The sequence below is a fragment of the Streptomyces sp. NPDC111520 genome (assembly GCF_055635295.1).
In genome coordinates, this window is sequence record NZ_JBVKBW010000030.1 from 30,809 (window position 1) to 47,378 (window position 16,570).

The 16,570-nt window shown below is 72.3% G+C and carries 18 protein-coding genes; 7 read left to right on the forward strand and 11 right to left on the reverse strand.

Going from position 1 to position 16,570, the window contains the following annotated elements; genetic code table 11:
- Positions 1-73: 73 nt before the first annotated feature.
- From ACZ7MY_RS39650 to ACZ7MY_RS39660, 3 genes are all read right to left on the reverse strand, one after another.
- Positions 74-550, reverse strand: a complete 477-nt coding sequence (locus ACZ7MY_RS39650; RefSeq protein WP_499610354.1) for a hypothetical protein — start codon at positions 548-550, stop codon at positions 74-76.
- 44 nt (positions 551-594) lie between these two features.
- Positions 595-1,152 (reverse strand): hypothetical protein, encoded by a 558-nt coding sequence (locus ACZ7MY_RS39655; RefSeq protein ID WP_499610356.1) that lies wholly within the window; start codon positions 1,150-1,152, stop codon positions 595-597.
- Positions 1,153-1,266: 114 nt separating this feature from the next.
- On the reverse strand, positions 1,267-1,743 hold the full coding sequence (locus ACZ7MY_RS39660) for a MarR family winged helix-turn-helix transcriptional regulator (protein ID WP_499610358.1): 477 nt from the start codon (positions 1,741-1,743) through the stop codon (positions 1,267-1,269).
- 214 nt (positions 1,744-1,957) lie between these two features.
- Here ACZ7MY_RS39660 and ACZ7MY_RS39665 point away from each other — a divergent pair, with 214 nt between their 5' ends.
- Positions 1,958-3,049: a glutamate--cysteine ligase gene (locus ACZ7MY_RS39665; RefSeq protein WP_499610361.1), complete on the forward strand. Its 1,092-nt coding sequence runs from the start codon at positions 1,958-1,960 to the stop codon at positions 3,047-3,049.
- 13 nt (positions 3,050-3,062) lie between these two features.
- Here ACZ7MY_RS39665 and ACZ7MY_RS39670 read toward each other — a convergent pair whose 3' ends face one another.
- Positions 3,063-4,685: a phytoene desaturase family protein gene (locus ACZ7MY_RS39670; protein ID WP_499610363.1), complete on the reverse strand. Its 1,623-nt coding sequence runs from the start codon at positions 4,683-4,685 to the stop codon at positions 3,063-3,065.
- Positions 4,686-4,711: 26 nt separating this feature from the next.
- A complete protein-coding gene (locus ACZ7MY_RS39675) occupies positions 4,712-5,176 on the reverse strand; it encodes an SRPBCC family protein (RefSeq protein WP_499610365.1) in 465 nt (154 codons plus the stop codon).
- 107 nt (positions 5,177-5,283) lie between these two features.
- On the opposite strand from ACZ7MY_RS39675, the gene ACZ7MY_RS39680 reads away from it, so the two are divergent.
- Positions 5,284-6,159 (forward strand): SDR family oxidoreductase, encoded by an 876-nt coding sequence (locus ACZ7MY_RS39680; protein WP_499610368.1) that lies wholly within the window; start codon positions 5,284-5,286, stop codon positions 6,157-6,159.
- A gap of 68 nt (positions 6,160-6,227) precedes the next feature.
- Here ACZ7MY_RS39680 and ACZ7MY_RS39685 read toward each other — a convergent pair whose 3' ends face one another.
- The 3 genes from ACZ7MY_RS39685 to ACZ7MY_RS39695 all read right to left on the reverse strand — a co-directional run bounded on the left by ACZ7MY_RS39685 (position 6,228) and on the right by ACZ7MY_RS39695 (position 9,608).
- The gene (locus ACZ7MY_RS39685) at positions 6,228-6,719 is read right to left on the reverse strand and encodes a hypothetical protein (protein WP_499610371.1); all 492 of its coding nucleotides are present in this window, start codon (positions 6,717-6,719) and stop codon (positions 6,228-6,230) included.
- Positions 6,703-9,210, reverse strand: coding sequence for a molybdopterin oxidoreductase family protein (locus tag ACZ7MY_RS39690; protein WP_499610373.1), 2,508 nt, complete (start codon positions 9,208-9,210; stop codon positions 6,703-6,705). The genes ACZ7MY_RS39685 and ACZ7MY_RS39690 overlap by 17 nt, the downstream gene beginning before the upstream one ends.
- Before the next feature lie 131 nt (positions 9,211-9,341).
- Entirely contained in the window at positions 9,342-9,608 is a 267-nt protein-coding gene (locus ACZ7MY_RS39695) for a WhiB family transcriptional regulator (protein ID WP_499610376.1), read from the reverse strand.
- A 444-nt stretch (positions 9,609-10,052) separates the two neighbouring features.
- Here ACZ7MY_RS39695 and ACZ7MY_RS39700 point away from each other — a divergent pair, with 444 nt between their 5' ends.
- Positions 10,053-10,214, forward strand: coding sequence for a hypothetical protein (locus ACZ7MY_RS39700; RefSeq protein ID WP_499610379.1), 162 nt, complete (start codon positions 10,053-10,055; stop codon positions 10,212-10,214).
- A gap of 553 nt (positions 10,215-10,767) precedes the next feature.
- Here the strand turns inward: ACZ7MY_RS39700 and ACZ7MY_RS39705 are convergent.
- The gene (locus ACZ7MY_RS39705) at positions 10,768-11,106 is read right to left on the reverse strand and encodes a hypothetical protein (RefSeq protein WP_499610382.1); all 339 of its coding nucleotides are present in this window, start codon (positions 11,104-11,106) and stop codon (positions 10,768-10,770) included.
- Between the two features lie 122 nt (positions 11,107-11,228).
- Between ACZ7MY_RS39705 and ACZ7MY_RS39710 the strand changes: the two genes are divergently transcribed.
- Both ACZ7MY_RS39710 and ACZ7MY_RS39715 read left to right on the forward strand, forming a co-directional pair.
- Positions 11,229-11,960 carry an SDR family oxidoreductase gene (locus tag ACZ7MY_RS39710; protein WP_499610383.1) on the forward strand — a complete coding sequence of 244 codons (732 nt, stop codon included), beginning with the start codon at positions 11,229-11,231 and terminating at the stop codon, positions 11,958-11,960.
- A 52-nt stretch (positions 11,961-12,012) separates the two neighbouring features.
- Entirely contained in the window at positions 12,013-12,888 is an 876-nt protein-coding gene (locus tag ACZ7MY_RS39715) for an RNA polymerase sigma-70 factor (protein ID WP_499610386.1), read from the forward strand.
- A gap of 73 nt (positions 12,889-12,961) precedes the next feature.
- On the opposite strand, the gene ACZ7MY_RS39720 is transcribed toward ACZ7MY_RS39715, so the two are convergent.
- Both ACZ7MY_RS39720 and ACZ7MY_RS39725 read right to left on the reverse strand, forming a co-directional pair.
- The gene (locus ACZ7MY_RS39720) at positions 12,962-13,441 is read right to left on the reverse strand and encodes a cupin domain-containing protein (RefSeq protein WP_499610389.1); all 480 of its coding nucleotides are present in this window, start codon (positions 13,439-13,441) and stop codon (positions 12,962-12,964) included.
- Positions 13,442-13,624: 183 nt separating this feature from the next.
- The gene (locus ACZ7MY_RS39725) at positions 13,625-14,089 is read right to left on the reverse strand and encodes a hypothetical protein (RefSeq protein ID WP_499610392.1); all 465 of its coding nucleotides are present in this window, start codon (positions 14,087-14,089) and stop codon (positions 13,625-13,627) included.
- A gap of 331 nt (positions 14,090-14,420) precedes the next feature.
- Between ACZ7MY_RS39725 and ACZ7MY_RS39730 the strand changes: the two genes are divergently transcribed.
- Positions 14,421-15,776: an NAD(P)/FAD-dependent oxidoreductase gene (locus tag ACZ7MY_RS39730; RefSeq protein ID WP_499610393.1), complete on the forward strand. Its 1,356-nt coding sequence runs from the start codon at positions 14,421-14,423 to the stop codon at positions 15,774-15,776.
- On the forward strand, positions 15,773-16,207 hold the full coding sequence (locus ACZ7MY_RS39735; RefSeq protein WP_499610395.1) for a MarR family winged helix-turn-helix transcriptional regulator: 435 nt from the start codon (positions 15,773-15,775) through the stop codon (positions 16,205-16,207). The genes ACZ7MY_RS39730 and ACZ7MY_RS39735 overlap by 4 nt, the downstream gene beginning before the upstream one ends.
- Positions 16,208-16,570: the final 363 nt, after the last annotated feature.

A 16,570-nucleotide genomic window follows, 5' to 3' on the forward strand; every position in this document is an offset into this window, starting at 1 on the left:
TTCTAGGTCCCGACGTGACCGAGCCGCAACGTGGGGCGTCGCCCGTCACGGCGGCGCCCCAGTGTTGGGGACCTCAGGTCGTCAGCAGTCGGTTGAAGAAGGACCGGTAACGCTTCAGCGCCGTGCGCAGATCCTCCGTGTCGACCTGCTCGCCGCGGGTCCACTGCCCTTCCAGGCCCTGCTTGTGCTGGGCGAACGTCGACGCCAGCTTCTGCATGACGTCCGCCACCAGTTCGTCGGCGGCGTGCACGGCGTCGCGCGGGTCGTCGACGAATTCGCTCTGTATCCGCTGCCAACGGGCGCGGAATTCCTCCTCGTCGTGCCCGCTGAGGAGTTCGGGGACCTCGTCCGCCGTGGCTTCCTGCCGCGGAGCCCCTGCCGCTTCGTCCGGGGGCGGCGGTTCACCTCGCGATCCGGTGCTCTCGCCGGGGTACTCCGGTGCCCTCGACGCGGTGTCGGGACGGTCTTGCGGGGGGCCGGGAGGCGCGTGGGTCTCCGCCAGGTCCTCGGTGGCCAGGCCGCTTCCGCGGGAGACGCGCTCGCGTTCCATGTCGGATCCGCCTTTCCAGGTGACGTGTGGGTGCGGGCCTTGCGTCAGGCCCGGGCGTGGCGCCGCCCACCGCCGTCGGTGAGCAGCTCGTCGAACAGGGCGCGGTAGTGCACCATCGCGCCGCGCAACTGCTCGGTGGTGGCCTCGTGCCGGGTGCTGAGGTCGTTGACCTCGTGGGCCGCCCGGTAGTGGTCGAGGGTCCGGCCGTGCTCCACCGACAGGTCCTTGACCTGCTGGTCGAAGCCCTCGGTCGGGTAGCCGCGGTCGCGCATCAGGGAGGCCACGAGGCTGTCGGCGTCGTGCACGGCGTCCTCGGGCCGGTCCACGAACTCCTCCTGGACGCTCGTCCACTCCCGCGCGTAGCGGTCCCGGACGCCGCTCGGCAGCGGTTTGATGTCCAGCGAGTCGTGACGCTTGGCGCGCGCGGCCAGGTCCCGCTCGGCGTCCATGCGGCTGTCGGCACCCTCGACCGTCCGGTCGTACTCCGGGCCGAAGCGGTTCTTCAGGCGCCGGTGCCGGATGAAGAGGGTGGACGCGACCGCGATCAGGGCGAGTACCACCACCACGGGGATGATGATCGCCAGAAGTGTCCCTGTTGACATGGGGTCGACTCCCTAGCACTCACGGGAACCCCCCTCACGCGGTCGCCTGCCCCGGGACCGGCCCCCGAAACGCCACATGCGCGGACATTCGTCACGCTTTACGTCAGGGGCCCCTCAGGTGGTGCCGCGTTCCGCGCGCAGGTGCTCGACGACCGGGGTGAGGGCCTTGCGGAGGGCCGCCTGGTCCTCGGCGGGGAGCAGGTCGATGAAGTGCTCGCGCACGGCCGCGACGTGGTGCGGGGCGACGTCGCGCATGGTCTGCCAGCCCTCTTCGGTGAGGACGGCGAACAGCCCGCGCCGGTCGGACTCGCAGTTCTCGCGGCGGACCAGGCCCGCGTTCTCCATCCGGCTGATCTGGTGGGACAGCCGGCTCTTGGACTGCAGCGTGGCGCGCGCCAGGTCGCTCATCCGCATGCGGTGGCCGGGCGACTCCGAGAGGTTCACCAGGATCTCGTAGTCGTTGATGGTCAGGCCGAACGGTTCCAGGTCACGTCCGAGTTGGTTGAGCAGCAGGGTCCCCACGTCCAGATAGGTCCGCCAGGCGCGCTGCTCGTCGTCGGTGAGCCATTCCTCGTTCTTGGCCTTCTCCATGCCGCCAGCATATCGAGTGCGGCAATTCCGTTTGAAACCTCCACATGATGATTTCTGATGGTCGGATCGCGCGTCCGGATGCGACGGCGGCCGTCACCCTCAGGGGCATCGAAGCCCGGAGGCGGGGAAGCAGAGGTGATGCCCGGCGAATTGGTGGTGTCGCGGGTGACCCCGGGGTCCGGTCACCGCACGGTCGTGGAAACGGAGTGTCGCGATGCGCACGGTGGGTGTGGAGGAGGAGTTGCTGCTGCTGGACGCGGAGTCCGGCGAGCCGCGGGCGTTGTCGGCGGCGGTGCTGGCGTCGGCGCGCCGTGACCCCGGCGCTCCCGGCGAGGTGTTGGAGGAGGAACTGCAGCGTCAGCAGGTGGAGTTCGCCACCCGGCCGCAGTCGCGGATGGAGGACCTGGCGGCCGAGGTCCTACGGTGGCGCGCGGCGGCGGCCCGCCACGCGGAGCGGTCCGGTGCGGCGGTCGCGGCGCTGGCGACGTCCCCGCTGCCGGTGAGCCCGTCGCTGAGCACCGGGGAGCGGTACCGGTGGATGCGTGAGCGGTACGGGCTGACCGCCGAGGAGACGCTGACGTGTGGCTGCCACGTCCATGTGTCGGTGGAGTCCGACGAGGAGGGCGTGGCGGTCCTGGACCGTGTCCGGGGCTGGCTGCCGGTGCTGCTGGCGCTCAGCGGCAACTCGCCGTTCTGGCAGGGCCGGGACAGCGGCTACGCGAGCTACCGCAGCCGGGTGTGGGGCAGGTGGCCGTCGGCCGGCCCGGTGGAGCCCTTCGGTTCCGCGGCCGGCTACCACGAGCAGGTGCGGGCCATGATCGCCACCGGGGCGCTCCGCGACCCGGGCATGGTGTACTTCGACGCCCGACTCTCGCACACCTACCCCACCGTCGAGGTGAGGGTGGCGGACGTCTGCCTGGACGCGTCCTGCACGGCGCTGCTGGCGACGCTGGTGCGGGCGCTGGTGGAGACCGCGGCCCGCGCCTGGCGGGACGGCGAGCCGCCGTCGGGACCGGGCGTGGGGCCGCTGCGGCTGGCGACCTGGCAGGCCGCCCGCGAGGGCCTGAGCGGCCGCCTGCTCCACCCGGTGACCTGGGAACCGGCCCCGGCCGAGGCCGTCGTCCGCGCCCTGTTCGACCACGTACGCGACGCGCTGGAGGACAACGGCGACCTCATCCCCGCGCAGGACGCCCTCGCCGCGCTCCTCAAGACCGGCAACGGCGCCCAGATCCAGCGCGACCTCCTCCGCCGCACCGGAAACCTCCGCGAGGTCACGGCGGCCTGTGCCCGCCGCACCCAGCTCTGAGAGCCGCGGCTGCTCAGGCTGGTCGGCCCAGGCGGCCGCGCCGGGCCAGCGCACGCTGCGCCCTGCTGAGCAGGCGGCTGGGGGAACGGGCGCGCAGCGCGGCATGCGCGGCGTTGGCGCCCGGTGCGCCGTGGACCCCGCCGCCCGGATGGGCCCCCGCCGAGGCCAGGAACAGCCCGGCGATCGGTGTCTCGGGACGCCCGGTGCCCGGCACGGGACGGAAGACGAGCTGCTGGTGCATGGCTGCCGTGCCACCGTTGATGGCGCCCCCGTGGAGGTTGGCGTCGTGCTCCTCCAGGTCGGGCGGGGCGAGCACGCGGCGGGCTTCGATGAGCGCCCTGAATCCGGGGGCGTACCGCTCGACCTGCGCTTCCACACGGTCGGCCATCAGCTCCCGGTCCGTCCGGTCCCAGGTGCCGGCGATCCCGGCTCCGCCCGCGTCGCCGCGGACACGGTGGGGGAGGTGGGTGTATGCCCAGGCCGACTGTGTCCCGGCGGGTGAGCGGGATGCGTCGGCGGTGGTCATCTGTCCGAACAGGAGGAAGGGCCGTTCCGGCACCTGCCCCATGGCGATCTGCGCGGCGAACTGCGTGAGCGCGTCGACCCCTTCGGCCAGGTGGACCGTTCCCGCCTGCGCGGCTGCCGGAGCCGACCACGGCACTGGACCCGCCAGGGCCCAGTCCACCTTGAAGGTGGCGAAGTCCCACTGGAAACGGTGCAGGTCCTCCAGGACCCGGGCCGGCAGGTCGTCCCGGTCGACCAGCACCCCGTAGAGGGCGGGTACCGACACGTCGGCCAGCACGGCGCGGCGCGCCGGCACCGCGTCGCCGTCTGCGGTTCGGACGCCCACCGCCCGCCCGGAGCGGACGACGACCGAGGTCACCCGGGTTCCGCAGCGGAGCGTGCCGCCGTGTCGGCGGAGGCGGGCGACGAGGGCGGCGGTGAGTGCTCCCGCACCCCCGACGGGCACGGGGAAGCCGTAGGTCTGCCCCAGCATCGCCATCAGCCAGCCGAAGCCTCCGCTGCCGGCCGCCTCCGGCGCCAGGTCGGCGTGGAGCGCGCTGCCGGCCAGTAGCAGGGCGCCCAGTTCGCCCCGGAACTCCTCCTCGCCCAGGCGTCGCACGGGAAGTACGAGCGTGCGTGCCATCCGCAGCCCCCCGCCCGCGCGCAGCCGTGCCGCGAGCCGCAGCCCGGGCCGCACCGGAGGGAAGGGTGTGAACAGCGCGTCGACGAGGTCGTCGCCGAGGCGGTCCCAGGCCGTGCACAGCCGCAGCCATGCCGCTCCGTCGCCGTCGGATTCCGCGTCGAGGACCGCGGCCGTGTCGACGGCGCGCCGGTGCAGCACCGCGCAGCGGCCGTCGAGCAGCGGATGCGCGACCACGGCCGGCGCGTGGCTCCAGCGCAGGCCTTCACGGTGCAGTCCGAGCCCGCGGATGACCGGCGAGGCGGCCGCCAGGGGATAGAAGGAGCTGAACAAGTCGTGCACGAACTCGGGGTGGACGTCCCGCGCGGAGCGGACCCCGCCCCCCGGCTCGTCCTGGGCCTCGAGGACCTCGACGCTCCATCCTTCGTCGGCCAGCAGGTTCGCGGCGACCAGCCCGTTGGGTCCCGCGCCGATCACCACCGCGTCCGCCATGGCGTGCCTCCCGTCACCGGCCCGGTTCAGCCGTCCTCGCCCTGGTGCGTGCCGTGCGTCCCGTGCGTCTCCACGGCCTTGGCCAGCCGGCTGAGCATGCTGCGGTGCCGGACCTGGAGCAGGGCGTCCAGCGCGGCGTTGTGAAGTGCGCCGCCGGGGCCGCGCAGCGGGTGCTCGTCCACGATCACCAGCGTGTCCCGTCCCCAAGGGCACAGTTCGAAAGCGATCCGCGCGGAGCCGAGCCATCCGCTGAGGGCCTCGAGTTCGAGCTGCCGCGGAGGCCGGCAGATACGGACGATCGTCTCGCCGGTCAGCTTCACCGGCCCGAACAGCACGGTGTACTCGATGCTGGAGCCCACCGCGGGCCAGTCCCCGTCCCCGTGCCGGGAGGACGAGGGACCCACGACCCACTCGCCGTAGCGCGTAGCGTCGGAGAGGACGGCCCATACGTCCTCCGGAGCGCCCTCGATCAGCCGGTGCCGCACTGCCATGGGTCCCTCCGGTGGTTCGTCGCCTTTCCCGACCGCCTGGTCTCCTGCCCTCGGTTACGGTCGTTATAGGGGTTTTGTCGATTTCCTTTCATGGACGGAGGCCCCGCGTGACCCGCTCCCCGCCCTTGCTGGGCCGTACCGCCGTGGTGACCGGCGCCGCCCGGGGCATCGGGCGGGCAGTGGCGCATCTCCTCGCGGAACGCGGCGCCCGTGTCGCCCTGCTGGGACTCGAGGCGGCGGAACTGCGGGCGGCGGCGGCGGCGGCGCCCGGTCCGGCGCGGGCCTGGTACGTCGACGTCACGGACGAATGCGCCCTGCGCCGTACCGCAGGCCAGGTGAGCGAGGAGTTCGGCCCCGCCTCCGTGGTCGTGGCGAACGCCGGCATCGCCGCCGGAGGCCCCTTCATCGACTCCTCCATGGCGACCTGGCGCAGGATCGTCGAGGTCAACCTCGTCGGAAGCGCCCTGACCGCCCGCACCTTCCTTCCGCAGCTGCTGACGACCCGCGGCCACTACCTCCAGGTCTCCTCACTCGCCGCCATGGGCGCGGCGCCGCTGATGTCCGCCTACTGCGCCTCCAAGTCCGGCGTCGAGGCGTTCACGCACTCCCTGCGCGCGGAGGTGGCCCACCACGGTGTCACGGTCGGCGTCGCCTATCTGAGCTGGACGGACACGGAGATGATCCGCGACGCCGAGTGCCACCCGACCATGCGCGAGCTGCGTGCCCTCCTGCCCTGGCCGGCGAGCCGCACCTACACCGCCGAGGCCACGGCGGAGCGGCTCGTACGGGGCATCGAGCACCGTGCCTCCGCCGTCTACGTGCAGCCCTGGCTGCGCGGCGTCCAGGCGGTGCGCGTCCTCCTGCCGGGACTCGTGGCCCGGCGGGCCCGGCACGCGATGGGCGCCCTGGAGCAGCGCGGCGACATCACCGACACCGGGCTCCTGGGTGCGGGCGGCCGGGCCGACGCGACCCGAGGGCCGTGACGCGGGCTCGCCGCCGACCTCACGGGGCCAGGTAGCCGTAGCCGTTGGAGTGCGGCACGGGCCGGGATTCAGCGCAGACTCGCCAGCGCCTGGGGCGACAACGTCTTGATCATGGTGTTCGTCCAGCGCAGCTGCCTCAGGGTCCGAGGGTGGCATTGCGTGGCGAGGCGGAGCAGCCGTTCGTCACCGGTGGCCTGTCCCGCCTGCGCCACCATCTCCCAGTACAGGGAGTTGCCGGACGCGGCGAGGTGGAGGTGCCGCAGGTCCCGCAGGAGCAGCAGCGCCGGTTCCGGGCGGCGGCCCACCGCCTCGGCGGCCTTCCTGCCGATCGCCGGCAGGAGACCGGTGTGCGGCTCGCCGGGCGGATCGAGGTCCAGGTCGTAGGCCCGTGCGGCGTCCGCTATCCGGCGCGTGTGCTCGCGTGACCACGCGGCCAGATCCATGGAGACGTAGTGGACCTCGTGATCCGAACGATGGCGGTCGGCGACCGCCACGAATTCCTTCGCCAAGTGCTCCTCGTCGCCGTGCAGGGCCCGCAGCACGTCATTGATGCCGTTCACCGGTTCCGCCTTCCTGTGTGCCGGGTGAGGGGGGTCCGCCGGGCGTCTGGGACGCGAAGGCGCCCGCGCCTCCCGCAGTGGCGGGCACGGCTCCGCTCCGCACGGGGGCGGAGGCCGTCGTGGTCGGTGCCGGAGCGGTCGCTCCGCCGCCACGCCGCACCAGGGTCAGAGCGGCCGCCGCGGTCTTGAACAACGGCTGCTTGGAGACCGGGTCCCAGTCGGTGACCGTCGCCTCGTTCGCCGCCCGGCCGGGCGTGTCACCGTCCGGTTCGTGACCGCCTGGAGTGTCCCAGTAGCCGTAGTGGAACGGGACGAAGAGCAAGCCCGCACGGATGCCGGTGACACGGAGCCGGCCGCGCAGCGCGCCCCGCGGCGTGCCGACCTCGACCAGGTCGCCCTCGTCCAGTCCCCGTGCTTCGGCGTCGCCGGCGGAGATCTCCACCCACACGTCGGGCGCGGCGGCGTTCAGTTGCGGCACCCTGCCGGTCTTGGTCCTGGTGTGGAAGTGGTAGACCGTCCGCCCCGTCGTGAGCTGGAAGGGGTGCTCCGGGGTGGGCTCCTCGTGCGGCGGCAGGTACTCGGCCGCCTTGAGGACCGCCTTGCCGCCGGGATTCAGGGAGCGGTACTCCACCACACTGTCCGCGGCGCCGGTGACCAGGTCCTTGCCGTAGCTCTCACAGACGTCCGGGTGGGCCCAGGTGATCCCGTCGAGGTACAGCCGTTCGGTGCCGTCGGGCGCCTGTCCGTCGCACGGCCACTGGACCCCGCTGCCGCCGCGCAGCTTGTCGTAGCTCATGCCGGTGTAGTCGCAGGGACGGCCGGCGCTGCACCGCTTCCACGCCTCGAAGGCGGATTCGGGGTCGTGCCAGCCGACCAGCGGCCCGCCGTCCTTGTCGCGGAAGTCCATGCGGGCGGCGTAGTCGAGGAAGACGTCCAGGTCCGGCCTGGCCTCGCCGGGAGGGTCGACTGCCTTCTCCGACAGGTGCACCGTACGGTCGGCGTTGGTGAAGGTGCCCGTCTTCTCGCCCCACGTGGCCGCGGGCAGCACCACGTCGGCCAGTTGCGCCGTCTCCGTGAGGAACAGGTCCTGCACGACGACGAAGAGGCGTTCCTGCGTGAGGATCGAGCGGATGCGGGACAGTTCGGGCAGGGACACCGCGGGATTCGTGCCGCTGATCCACAACATGCGGATCGAGCCCTGCTCGGCGTACCGGAACATCTGCATCGCGTGCGTGGGAGGGGCGTAGTGCGGGATCGTCGACGGGTCGACGTTCCAGACCTTCGCGAGATCGGCGACGTGGGCGTCGTTCTCCCAGTTGCGGAAGCCGGGCAGGTCACCGTTCGCACCGCATTCGCGGGTGTTCTCCGCGGTGGGCTGGCCGTTCATCTGCAGCACCCCGGCCCCGGGCCGCCCGAGCATGCCGCGGATCAGGTGCAGGTTGTTGACCTGCACCGCGGCCGCGGTCGCCTGGTGCGACTGGTAGAAGCCCTGCAGCACGGTCGAGGTGAGCCGCTCCGCGGTCCCCAGGACCTCCGCGGCCTCGGCGATGCGTGCCGCCGGCACGTCACAGATCCCGGCCGCCCACTCGGGAGTGCACTCCCCGACCTGCTCCGCCAGTTCCTCGTAGCCGACCGTGTGGGCCGCGATGTAGTCGTGGTCGACCCGGTCGGTGCGGATGATCTCGTGCAACAGCGCGTTCATCAGGGCCACGTTCGTGCCGACGCGCGGGGCGAGGTGGACGGCGGACCGGCGGGCCACCTGGGTGGGGCGCGGGTCGACGCAGACCAGCAGCGGGGGAGCGGCACCCTCGAGACGGTCGAGGATGCGCATCCACTGCACCGGCTGCGTCTCGGCGACGTTGTGGCCGAACAGGGCGATGACGTCGGCGTGGTCGAAGTCGTCGTAGCAGCCCGGCTGGCCGTCGCAGCCGAACGACTCCTTCAGCGCCTCCCCGGCGGTCGCCGTGCACAGACGGGTGTTGCCGTCCAGATGGTTGGTGCCGATGCCGGCCCTGGCCAGGACGGCGAGCGTGTAGTACTCCTCCAGGAACAACTGCCCGGAAGTGTAGAAGCCGATCGAGCCGGGCCCCCTCTCGTCCAGCAGGGCCCGGGACCGGGCGACGACGTGTTCCATCGCGGTGTCCCAGTCGCACTCGGCCAGCCGGCCGCCGCGTCGGACCAGCGGCCGGGTCAGCCGGTCCGGTGCGCCGTTGGCCTGCCAGCCGAAAAGGTCCTTCGGACCCAGCCGGCCGCGGTTCACACGATCGGTGGCGCGGCCCCGCACGCCGACGATGCGGTCCCCGACGACGGCGATGTCCATGGCGTCGCCGTCCGAGTGCAGGATCGAGGCGGCCCGCACCCACCGGTCCACCTTCTCCGGTTCGATGCCCTCGGCCAGGTACGTGTCCACCCGCGTGGGCCACGTCTCGTGCCGGCCGTAAGGGGTCCGGCTGCCCCACGGCTCTGCGATCCGGTCCAGTGACGGCTCCATGTTCGCCTCCGGGCTGTGGCCTCTCGGCACCGACCGCCCCTCGGGTACCCGGGCTCACAGCGCCTATTCCACGGCGCGGTGACCGGTCAGGTCGGCACCGTCGACGCGGGCTGGAACTCGTCCGGCCCGGATCAGACGCCGGCCTGCCGCGCCTTCTGCCAGCGCTCGACGTAGTCGCGCCGCTGGATCGTGCGCCGCTCCTCCTCCGTGGTCCCGCCCCAGATTCCCTCGAGGCGTCCGGCTGCCAGCGCCCACTGCAGGCACCGCGCCATGACGGGGCACCGCAGGCACACGGCCTTGGCCTCCGCGATCTGCGCAAGACCCGGGCCGCTGCCGCTGATGGGGAAGAACAGCTCCGGATCCTCCTCCTGGCACGCGGCCTCGTATCTCCAGTTCATGGAACCTCCTCGTACGGGACACCCCGGCTCTGCGCCCGCCCGGCGACCCGCAGGCCGTGCGTCCGTGGCGGGGACTCCTCAGGGAGACCAGTGGACCGACGGGTGTGTGACGCCCGGATTGCCCGGTACGGGCACCGGGCGGACGCGGCAGGGCCAAGCTCCCGCACCGCCTGGCGAGTTGCGCGGTCGTCCCGTCCGCCCGGCGCGACACACGCCGACCGGCCGGTCGGACTCGCTGATCACCTCCCGGCCTCTCCCCCCCCGGGGGCGCACGAAGCCCGTCCTGTTGACAGGCACCGCGTGGGCGAGCCGGCCGGGACCGCGGCGCGCCTTTCCGGCGCCGCGTCCCGGCGGAACGACCCCGTGACCCGGGCCGCTGCCGGGTGCACAATGGGCTCACACCGCCGCCGCCACGGCGGCGGCGAACTCTCATGGGGGACCGGCATGTTCTACCTTCTGGCAGCCCTGGTCGTCGTCGCGGTCATCGTGGTGCTCCTGGTCGTCCTGAACCGCCGCGGCAACTCCTCCGCCCGGGTGATCCCCGGCGAGTCCGGCACGCCCGAGAGGTTCGGGCTGGGCCACATCCACCAGGACCGCAACCTCTAGGGCCCCGGCTCAGAGCCCCGGGCCCAGTCGCGTCCGGACGCGGCGGAGTAGCGGGCGACCCGTGCCGCGGACGGCCCGGAACCGGCTGTTCTCCCGGATCGGAGCCCTGCCTGCCCTCCAGGCAGTACCGGCCGGCTCGTGACGGCCGCAGTCGGTGACGACGGTCCCCCATCCCCTGCAGTGGCCGCAGTCAGGCGTCCGGGCGGGGCCCACGTGCGGGAGGGGCTGTGGACGAAGGCCATAGGGCGCGCTCCTCCACGGATACCCCCGTGCAAGGTGTCGGCCGAAGTGCGTGCCGAACGGCTCGGCGACGCGCGGGGTCGCTCCGCGACGTCCCCGGGCTCCGTGAGGCGCCACATCGGGGCATGGTCGCGTTCCCGGCCGGATGTCGACTCGATCTCCTGGGGCGAGCCCCGCGGCGACCATGACGTCGGTGTCGGCCGGACGAGGGAGCCCGAGGTCTCCCGCAGGTACGGCACGTGCGGCACGTGCGGCAGGTGCGGCAGGTGCGGCAGGCGCGGCGGGGCGGTGTGGGCGAGCAGGCTCGGCGCGGTCACGTTGAGCGCGAGCAGCCTCGGCGCCCCTCGTCGCCGGCGGCGGCCGGGTCGCCCGGCTCGAGCCCCGCCGCGGCGGCCCGCCTCCCGGCCTCGGTGGCCTCGCCCTCCGAGCACCGCCAGGAGATGGTGACCCGGCCGGTGCCTTCCATCCCCTGCGCGGCCGCCTCGCCCGCTGGACGGGCGCGGATCCGGCCGGCCTCGTAGGGCACGTCCGGGAGGACCTGTGCCGGCACCCGCGGGGCCCGCTGCGCGACGGCGTCGCCATCGTCGCGCTCCAGCGGACGGCCGCTCCCGCGCGGGCGGGCAAGGCCGGGAACGGCGTCTGCTGAGGGCACGGGCGGCGCGGTCCCGCGCCCCCCGGCCGCCCCGTGGCAGCCCAGGCGCGGCGACTGCCGCGCAGGTACGTTAAGCAGTAGAGGCATGCACCGGTCATCAGCATCGGGAGATGGGCAAAGCCATGAAAATCGCAGTCATCGGCGGAACCGGGCTCATCGGCTCCCAGGTCGTGAAGAACCTCGAAGCAGCCGGACACGAGGCCGTGCCGCACTCCCTGTCCACCGGCGTGGACCTCCTGAGCGGCGAGGGCGTCGTGGAGGCCGTCGCGGGCGCCGACGTCGTCGTGAACCTCACGAACTCGCCGACCTTCGACGAGGCCTCGCCCGCCTTCTTCCAGACGTCCATGGACAACCTGGTCGCGGCGAGCGAGAAGGGCGGCGTCGGCCACATGGTCATCCTCTCGATCGTGGGCGTCGACGAAGTGCCGGAACTCGACTACTACCGGGCGAAGGTGCTCCAGGAGGACATCCTCAAGGCGAGTTCCCTCCCGTACTCCATCGTCCGCGCCACCCAGTTCATGGAGTTCATGGAAGCGACCATGTCCTGGACCACCGACGGCGACACCGTACGGCTGCCGCGGACCAGGCTCCAGCCGATCGCCGCGGCCGACGTCGCGCGGATGGTCGCCGAGGTCGCCTCGGGTCCCCCGCTCAACGGGACCGTGGACATCGCGGGGCCCGACGTCTTCCCCCTCGAGGAGATCGGCCGGATCACCATCGCCGCCAAGGGCGACGGGCGCGGCGTCGTCGTCGACGACACCGCGGGCATGTTCGCCGTCGCGCGGGGGGACGTCCTCGTCGGCGGCAGCGACGCCCGCATCGCCCCCACCCACTACAGGGACTGGCTGTCCTGAACCACCGGCGCGCCCTTCCCGGACGCGGCCGACGCCGACCGAGGACGAAGCAGTGGATGACGCCGAGGACCTCCGGGCAGCGCAGGAGGAGTTCCAGGCCGCCCGCGGAAGCCTGTTCGGCATCGCCTACCGGATGCTCGGCAGCGTGAGCGAGGCCGAGGACATCCTGCAGGACGCCTGGATCCGCTGGCAGACCTACGACCGTGCCAAGGTGGAGAACCCCCGGGCGTTCCTCGCGACGACGGTGACGAGGCTCGCCATCAACGTGCTGCAGTCGGCCAGGGCCCGCCGTGAGACCTACGTCGGGCCGTGGCTGCCGGAGCCGGTGGACACCGAGAGCGATCCCGCCCTCGGCGCCGTGAACGGCGAGGCGCTCGAGGTCGCGGTGCTGATGCTGCTGGAGAAGCTCACACCCGCCGAACGCGCCGCCTACGTCCTGCGGGAGGCGTTCGAGTACCCGTACGCGCAGATCGCGGAGATCCTCGGCCAGTCCAACGCCAACGCCCGTCAACTGGTGAGCCGGGCGCGCAAGCACCTGGCGAGGGAGAAGCGGGTGGGCGTCGTGGCCGCCGACCACCAGCGCTTCCTGACGGCCTTCGTGGCGGCCGCCAAGGCGGGGAACGTGGGCGTGCTGGAGGACATGTTCGCCGAGGACGTCGTGTCGTACTCCGACGGCGGCGGCGAGGTGCGGGCGTCGAAGTTCCCCGTCGTCGGACGACAGCGCGTGGCCAAGTACATCCACGCCTTCGCCGACCGGTTCTGGGTCGGGGCCGTCGTGGAGCCACTCCAGATCAACGGCCGGCCCGCCGTCAAGCTGTCCCGTGACGGCACCGTCTACGCCGTCCTCAACCTGAGCGTCACCCCGGAGGGCATCGACCGCGTGATGTGGATGATGAGCCCGACGAAACTCGCCGTCCTCGCCGCCTGAGGCCGTCCGCCCGTGAGGCCGTCCGTCCCGTGGTGTCCCGTCCGCGGGGGGCACCACGGAGGACCGGCACCGGTCAGTCGACGAAGTACGAGTCGTGCTTGTCCAGGAACGCGGCGCGCTCCTCCGGCGTCGCGTTGCCCATCTGCGCCACCTTCTCGAAGTACTCCTCGCGCGGTGCGCCCGGCGTGAAGAGCAGCAGCATCTCGGCCGGGGCGTCGGAGTCGTTGCGGAAGGCGTGCAGCCCGCCCTGCGGGACGTGCAGGAAGTCGCCCTCCCGCGCGTCGACCCACTTCTCGCCGTTGTAGAGGCGCACGGTCCCGTTGAGGATGAAGAAGGACTCCGAGATGGTCCGGTGGAAGTGGGTGCTGGGACCACCCGCGTTCGCCTTCATCATGACGCGGTAGAGCCCGTACTCGCCCCGCGTCATGTCCGTGGTCGCCAGGTAGTGGATGCCGTCTCCGGCCCGGCCGACGTTCGGCGGGGTGCTCGCCGGGCGGAAGTTCGCGTTGATCTCGCCCGTGTCCCCGAAGTACACCTGCTGTGGGTACGACATGCTTGAATCCCTTGCTCGCGTCGTGTGCGCCGCGGCGCACCGGCGGGGCGGGTGCCGGCCGATCCGGCCGTCCGCGACCGCGCCCCTCCGAGGGGAGACCGCGGTCCCCGCGCACTTGTGACAGCGGGTGTGACGGTGCTTGTGACCGGCGCTTGTGACGGTGTGTGCGACGGTCCTGCGGCCTCAGGACACGGCCGTGACGCCCACCGCCGCCACGCCGTCGTCCGCGCGCAGGAGGATGTCGTAGAGGTAGGTGTCGCCCGCCCGGGGCGTGACGACCTGGACGGCCCCGGAGGGCAGGGTGCGGGAGACGGTCTCGTGCCTCTCCCCGGGCTCCGATCCGCTGACGGCCACGAGCCTGACCGGCGTTGTGCCGATGTTCTCCAGCGTAACGGAGCGGGTCCTCGGGCACGTACCGGTGGGCCCGCCGGCGCAGTGGTAGCGCACGTCGCCGAAGTGGGTCAGCCCGCACGAGACGTCGGTGGCGAAGCCGAAGTGCGCCGAGCAGACGGCCCCCACGCGCAGGTCCGTCATGGGGGTCGGGGAGGCGTGGGCGTCCTCGGGGGGAGGGGCGTCCGCGCACGCCGCGGCGAACGGCGCGAGCGCGACGGTGCTGACGAGAACGGTGGACAGGAGCGCTGAGCGCACGGGGGCTCCAGGGGAAGGGTGGGGGGCAGCCGGGTGCGGCACCGGTAGGGCGGTGCGGGCGGGTGTGGGACGGGCGCGAGCGCGCGGGGTCGCCGTGGACGTCGGTCAGCCCGTGCCGGCTTGAGGTCGAGTCCCCGGGAACGTAGCAGACAGTGTTGATCCATTCGGCCGCCGGAGGGGGTGCACAGGGACCCATGGGTGACCGATTGGATCCTTTACGTCCAGATATGCGCGCCCGGTCATCACAGTGTTCGCCACTCAGCGGGCATGCCCTGTCACATCGGCGGGTGCTGCGCTGTCTACCTGGTGACGGAGAGAAACAGAGGGAATCATGCGCGAGATCCTGATCGTCGGCGGCGGCTACGCGGGCTTCTACACGGCCTGGGGGCTGGAGAAGACGCTTCGGCCCGGGGAAGCACGGGTCACCGTTGTCGACCCGCGTCCCTACATGACCTACCAGCCGTTCCTGCCCGAGGTCACCGCCGGCTCGGTGGAGGCCCGCCACGCCGCCGTGTCGCTCCGGCGCCACCTGCACAAGACCCGTCTCATCGCGGGAAGCGTGACCGACGTCCGCCACGCCGACCGGACGGTGACCGTCCGGCCCGTGAACGGCGAGGAGTACGAACTCCGTTACGACACCCTGGTCGTCACCGCCGGTGCCGTGACCCGCACCTTCCCCATCCCGGGCCTGGCCCACAGCGCCATCGGCCTCAAGCACGTCGAGGAGGCCGTCGCCATCCGCGACCGGCTGCTGACGGCGTTCGACCAGGCGGCCTCGCTGCCCCCCGGGCCCGAGCGGCGCAAGCTGCTCACCGTCACCTTCGTGGGCGGCGGGTTCTCCGGTGTCGAGGGCTTCGGCGAACTGCTGTCGCTGGCCACCGCGATGCTCAAGTCCTACCCCGAACTGAGCCTGGGCGAGCTGTCGTTCCACCTGGTCGAGGCCCGCGGCCGCATCCTCCCCGAGGTGGGGGACAAGCCCGGGGCCTGGGTCGTGCGCCACCTGGAGCGCAGGGGTGCGCACGTGCACCTGAACACCCAGCTCGTCTCTGCGGAGGACGGTCACGTCGTGCTGTCCAGCGGTGAGGAGTTCGACTCGGAACTCATCGTCTGGACCGCGGGCAACGCCTCGAACCCGGTGGTGCACAAGCACACCGACCTGCCGGTCGACGAGCGCGGACTGCTCGTCGTGCGCCCCGACCTGCGGGTCGGCACGGACGACGAGCCGGTGCCGGACGCGTGGGCGGCCGGGGACGACGCGGCCGTGCCCGACCTGGCCTCGCCCGTGCCGGGGGCGCACACGGTGCCGAACGCCCAGCACGCGGTCCGGCAGGGCAAGCGGCTGGCCAAGAACATCCTGGCGAGCCTGCGCGGCGGCCGGGTGCGGGACTACCGGCACGGCAGCCTCGGCGTGGTCGCCACGCTGGGCCTGGGCCGCGGGATCTTCCAGTACAAGGCCATCGTCATCAAGGGCCTCCCGGCCTGGCTGATGCACCGCGGCTACCACGTGCTGGCCGTGCCCACCTGGGAGCGCAAGGTCAGGGTGCTCACCGTGTGGGTCACCGCGGCCCTCTTCGGGCGCGACCTCGTCTCGCTCGCCTCGGTGCAGCACCCTCGGGACGCGTTCCTCACCAGCGCCGCCCCCGGGCGCCGCGCGGAGCGGCAGGCGGGCGACCGCGCGGCGGTATGAGTACGGGGACGACGGCGGGGCGGTGGAGCGCGCTCGACCGGCTCCACCGCCGCGTCGAGACCCGGGTCGAGCGGGTGCTGCACCGGGAACTGGGCGTCAGCGCCCGGGAGTTCCACGCGCTGACGGTGCTCAGGGACGGCGTCCGTGACGCCGGGGACCCGCTCCACTTCGACGAACTGGCCGATGAGATCGGGCTGTCCCAGTCGGCGACCAGCCGGCTGGTGACCCGGCTCCGCGACCGCGGACTGATCACCACGCGCACCTCGGCGCACGACCGGCGGAGCGTGGACGTGTGCCTGACCGCGGTCGCTTGCGATGTGCTGCGGCTGGGAGCGCCCCTGCTGGAGCGAGCCGTCCACGACGTCGTGGAAGCGCTCGGCGAGGGGGATGCCGACGGGACCCTCATCCGCTACCTCCAGGGGTGTGGGTAGCCGTCACTCGTCACCTTCCGTGACGTCCGGCCTCCTGAGGGCACACTGTCCGCCTGAGAGCGGAGCGTGTCACTGTGTCTCCGAACACGATGGCATTCCTTCTGTGCCTTTTTTGCCGAAGTGTCGCAATCACTGTCTGATCCACGACTTTTGTCGAGCGTATGATGTGAACCGACGGTGGGTTCCGGGTCCTCCAGAACACACCGTGCATTCGCCCGAGGCTTGTTGTTCCGGTGGTCGTCGACGACGCTCTCCCGCATTTCCTGGCACGTGATCGGGTGTCTGCCGGTCCGTACCATGGATGCGAGGGGAGAAGACGTGACGTTCGGTGACCGGAGTCCCGGTGGCCGCCCAGGTGACGCA

Excerpts from the sequence above, each read along its gene's own strand:
- ACZ7MY_RS39650 (WP_499610354.1), bottom strand. The coding sequence starts at position 550 with ATGGAACGCGAGCGCGTCTCCCGCGGAAGCGGCCTGGCCACCGAGGAC.
- ACZ7MY_RS39655 (WP_499610356.1), bottom strand. The coding sequence starts at position 1,152 with ATGTCAACAGGGACACTTCTGGCGATCATCATCCCCGTGGTGGTGGTA.
- ACZ7MY_RS39660 (WP_499610358.1), bottom strand. The coding sequence starts at position 1,743 with ATGGAGAAGGCCAAGAACGAGGAATGGCTCACCGACGACGAGCAGCGC.
- ACZ7MY_RS39665 (WP_499610361.1), top strand. The coding sequence starts at position 1,958 with ATGCGCACGGTGGGTGTGGAGGAGGAGTTGCTGCTGCTGGACGCGGAG.
- ACZ7MY_RS39670 (WP_499610363.1), bottom strand. The coding sequence starts at position 4,685 with ATGGCGGACGCGGTGGTGATCGGCGCGGGACCCAACGGGCTGGTCGCC.
- ACZ7MY_RS39675 (WP_499610365.1), bottom strand. The coding sequence starts at position 5,176 with ATGGCAGTGCGGCACCGGCTGATCGAGGGCGCTCCGGAGGACGTATGG.
- ACZ7MY_RS39690 (WP_499610373.1), bottom strand. The coding sequence starts at position 9,210 with ATGGAGCCGTCACTGGACCGGATCGCAGAGCCGTGGGGCAGCCGGACC.
- ACZ7MY_RS39695 (WP_499610376.1), bottom strand. The coding sequence starts at position 9,608 with ATGAACTGGAGATACGAGGCCGCGTGCCAGGAGGAGGATCCGGAGCTG.
- ACZ7MY_RS39700 (WP_499610379.1), top strand. The coding sequence starts at position 10,053 with ATGTTCTACCTTCTGGCAGCCCTGGTCGTCGTCGCGGTCATCGTGGTG.
- ACZ7MY_RS39710 (WP_499610383.1), top strand. The coding sequence starts at position 11,229 with ATGAAAATCGCAGTCATCGGCGGAACCGGGCTCATCGGCTCCCAGGTC.
- ACZ7MY_RS39720 (WP_499610389.1), bottom strand. The coding sequence starts at position 13,441 with ATGTCGTACCCACAGCAGGTGTACTTCGGGGACACGGGCGAGATCAAC.
- ACZ7MY_RS39730 (WP_499610393.1), top strand. The coding sequence starts at position 14,421 with ATGCGCGAGATCCTGATCGTCGGCGGCGGCTACGCGGGCTTCTACACG.
- ACZ7MY_RS39735 (WP_499610395.1), top strand. The coding sequence starts at position 15,773 with ATGAGTACGGGGACGACGGCGGGGCGGTGGAGCGCGCTCGACCGGCTC.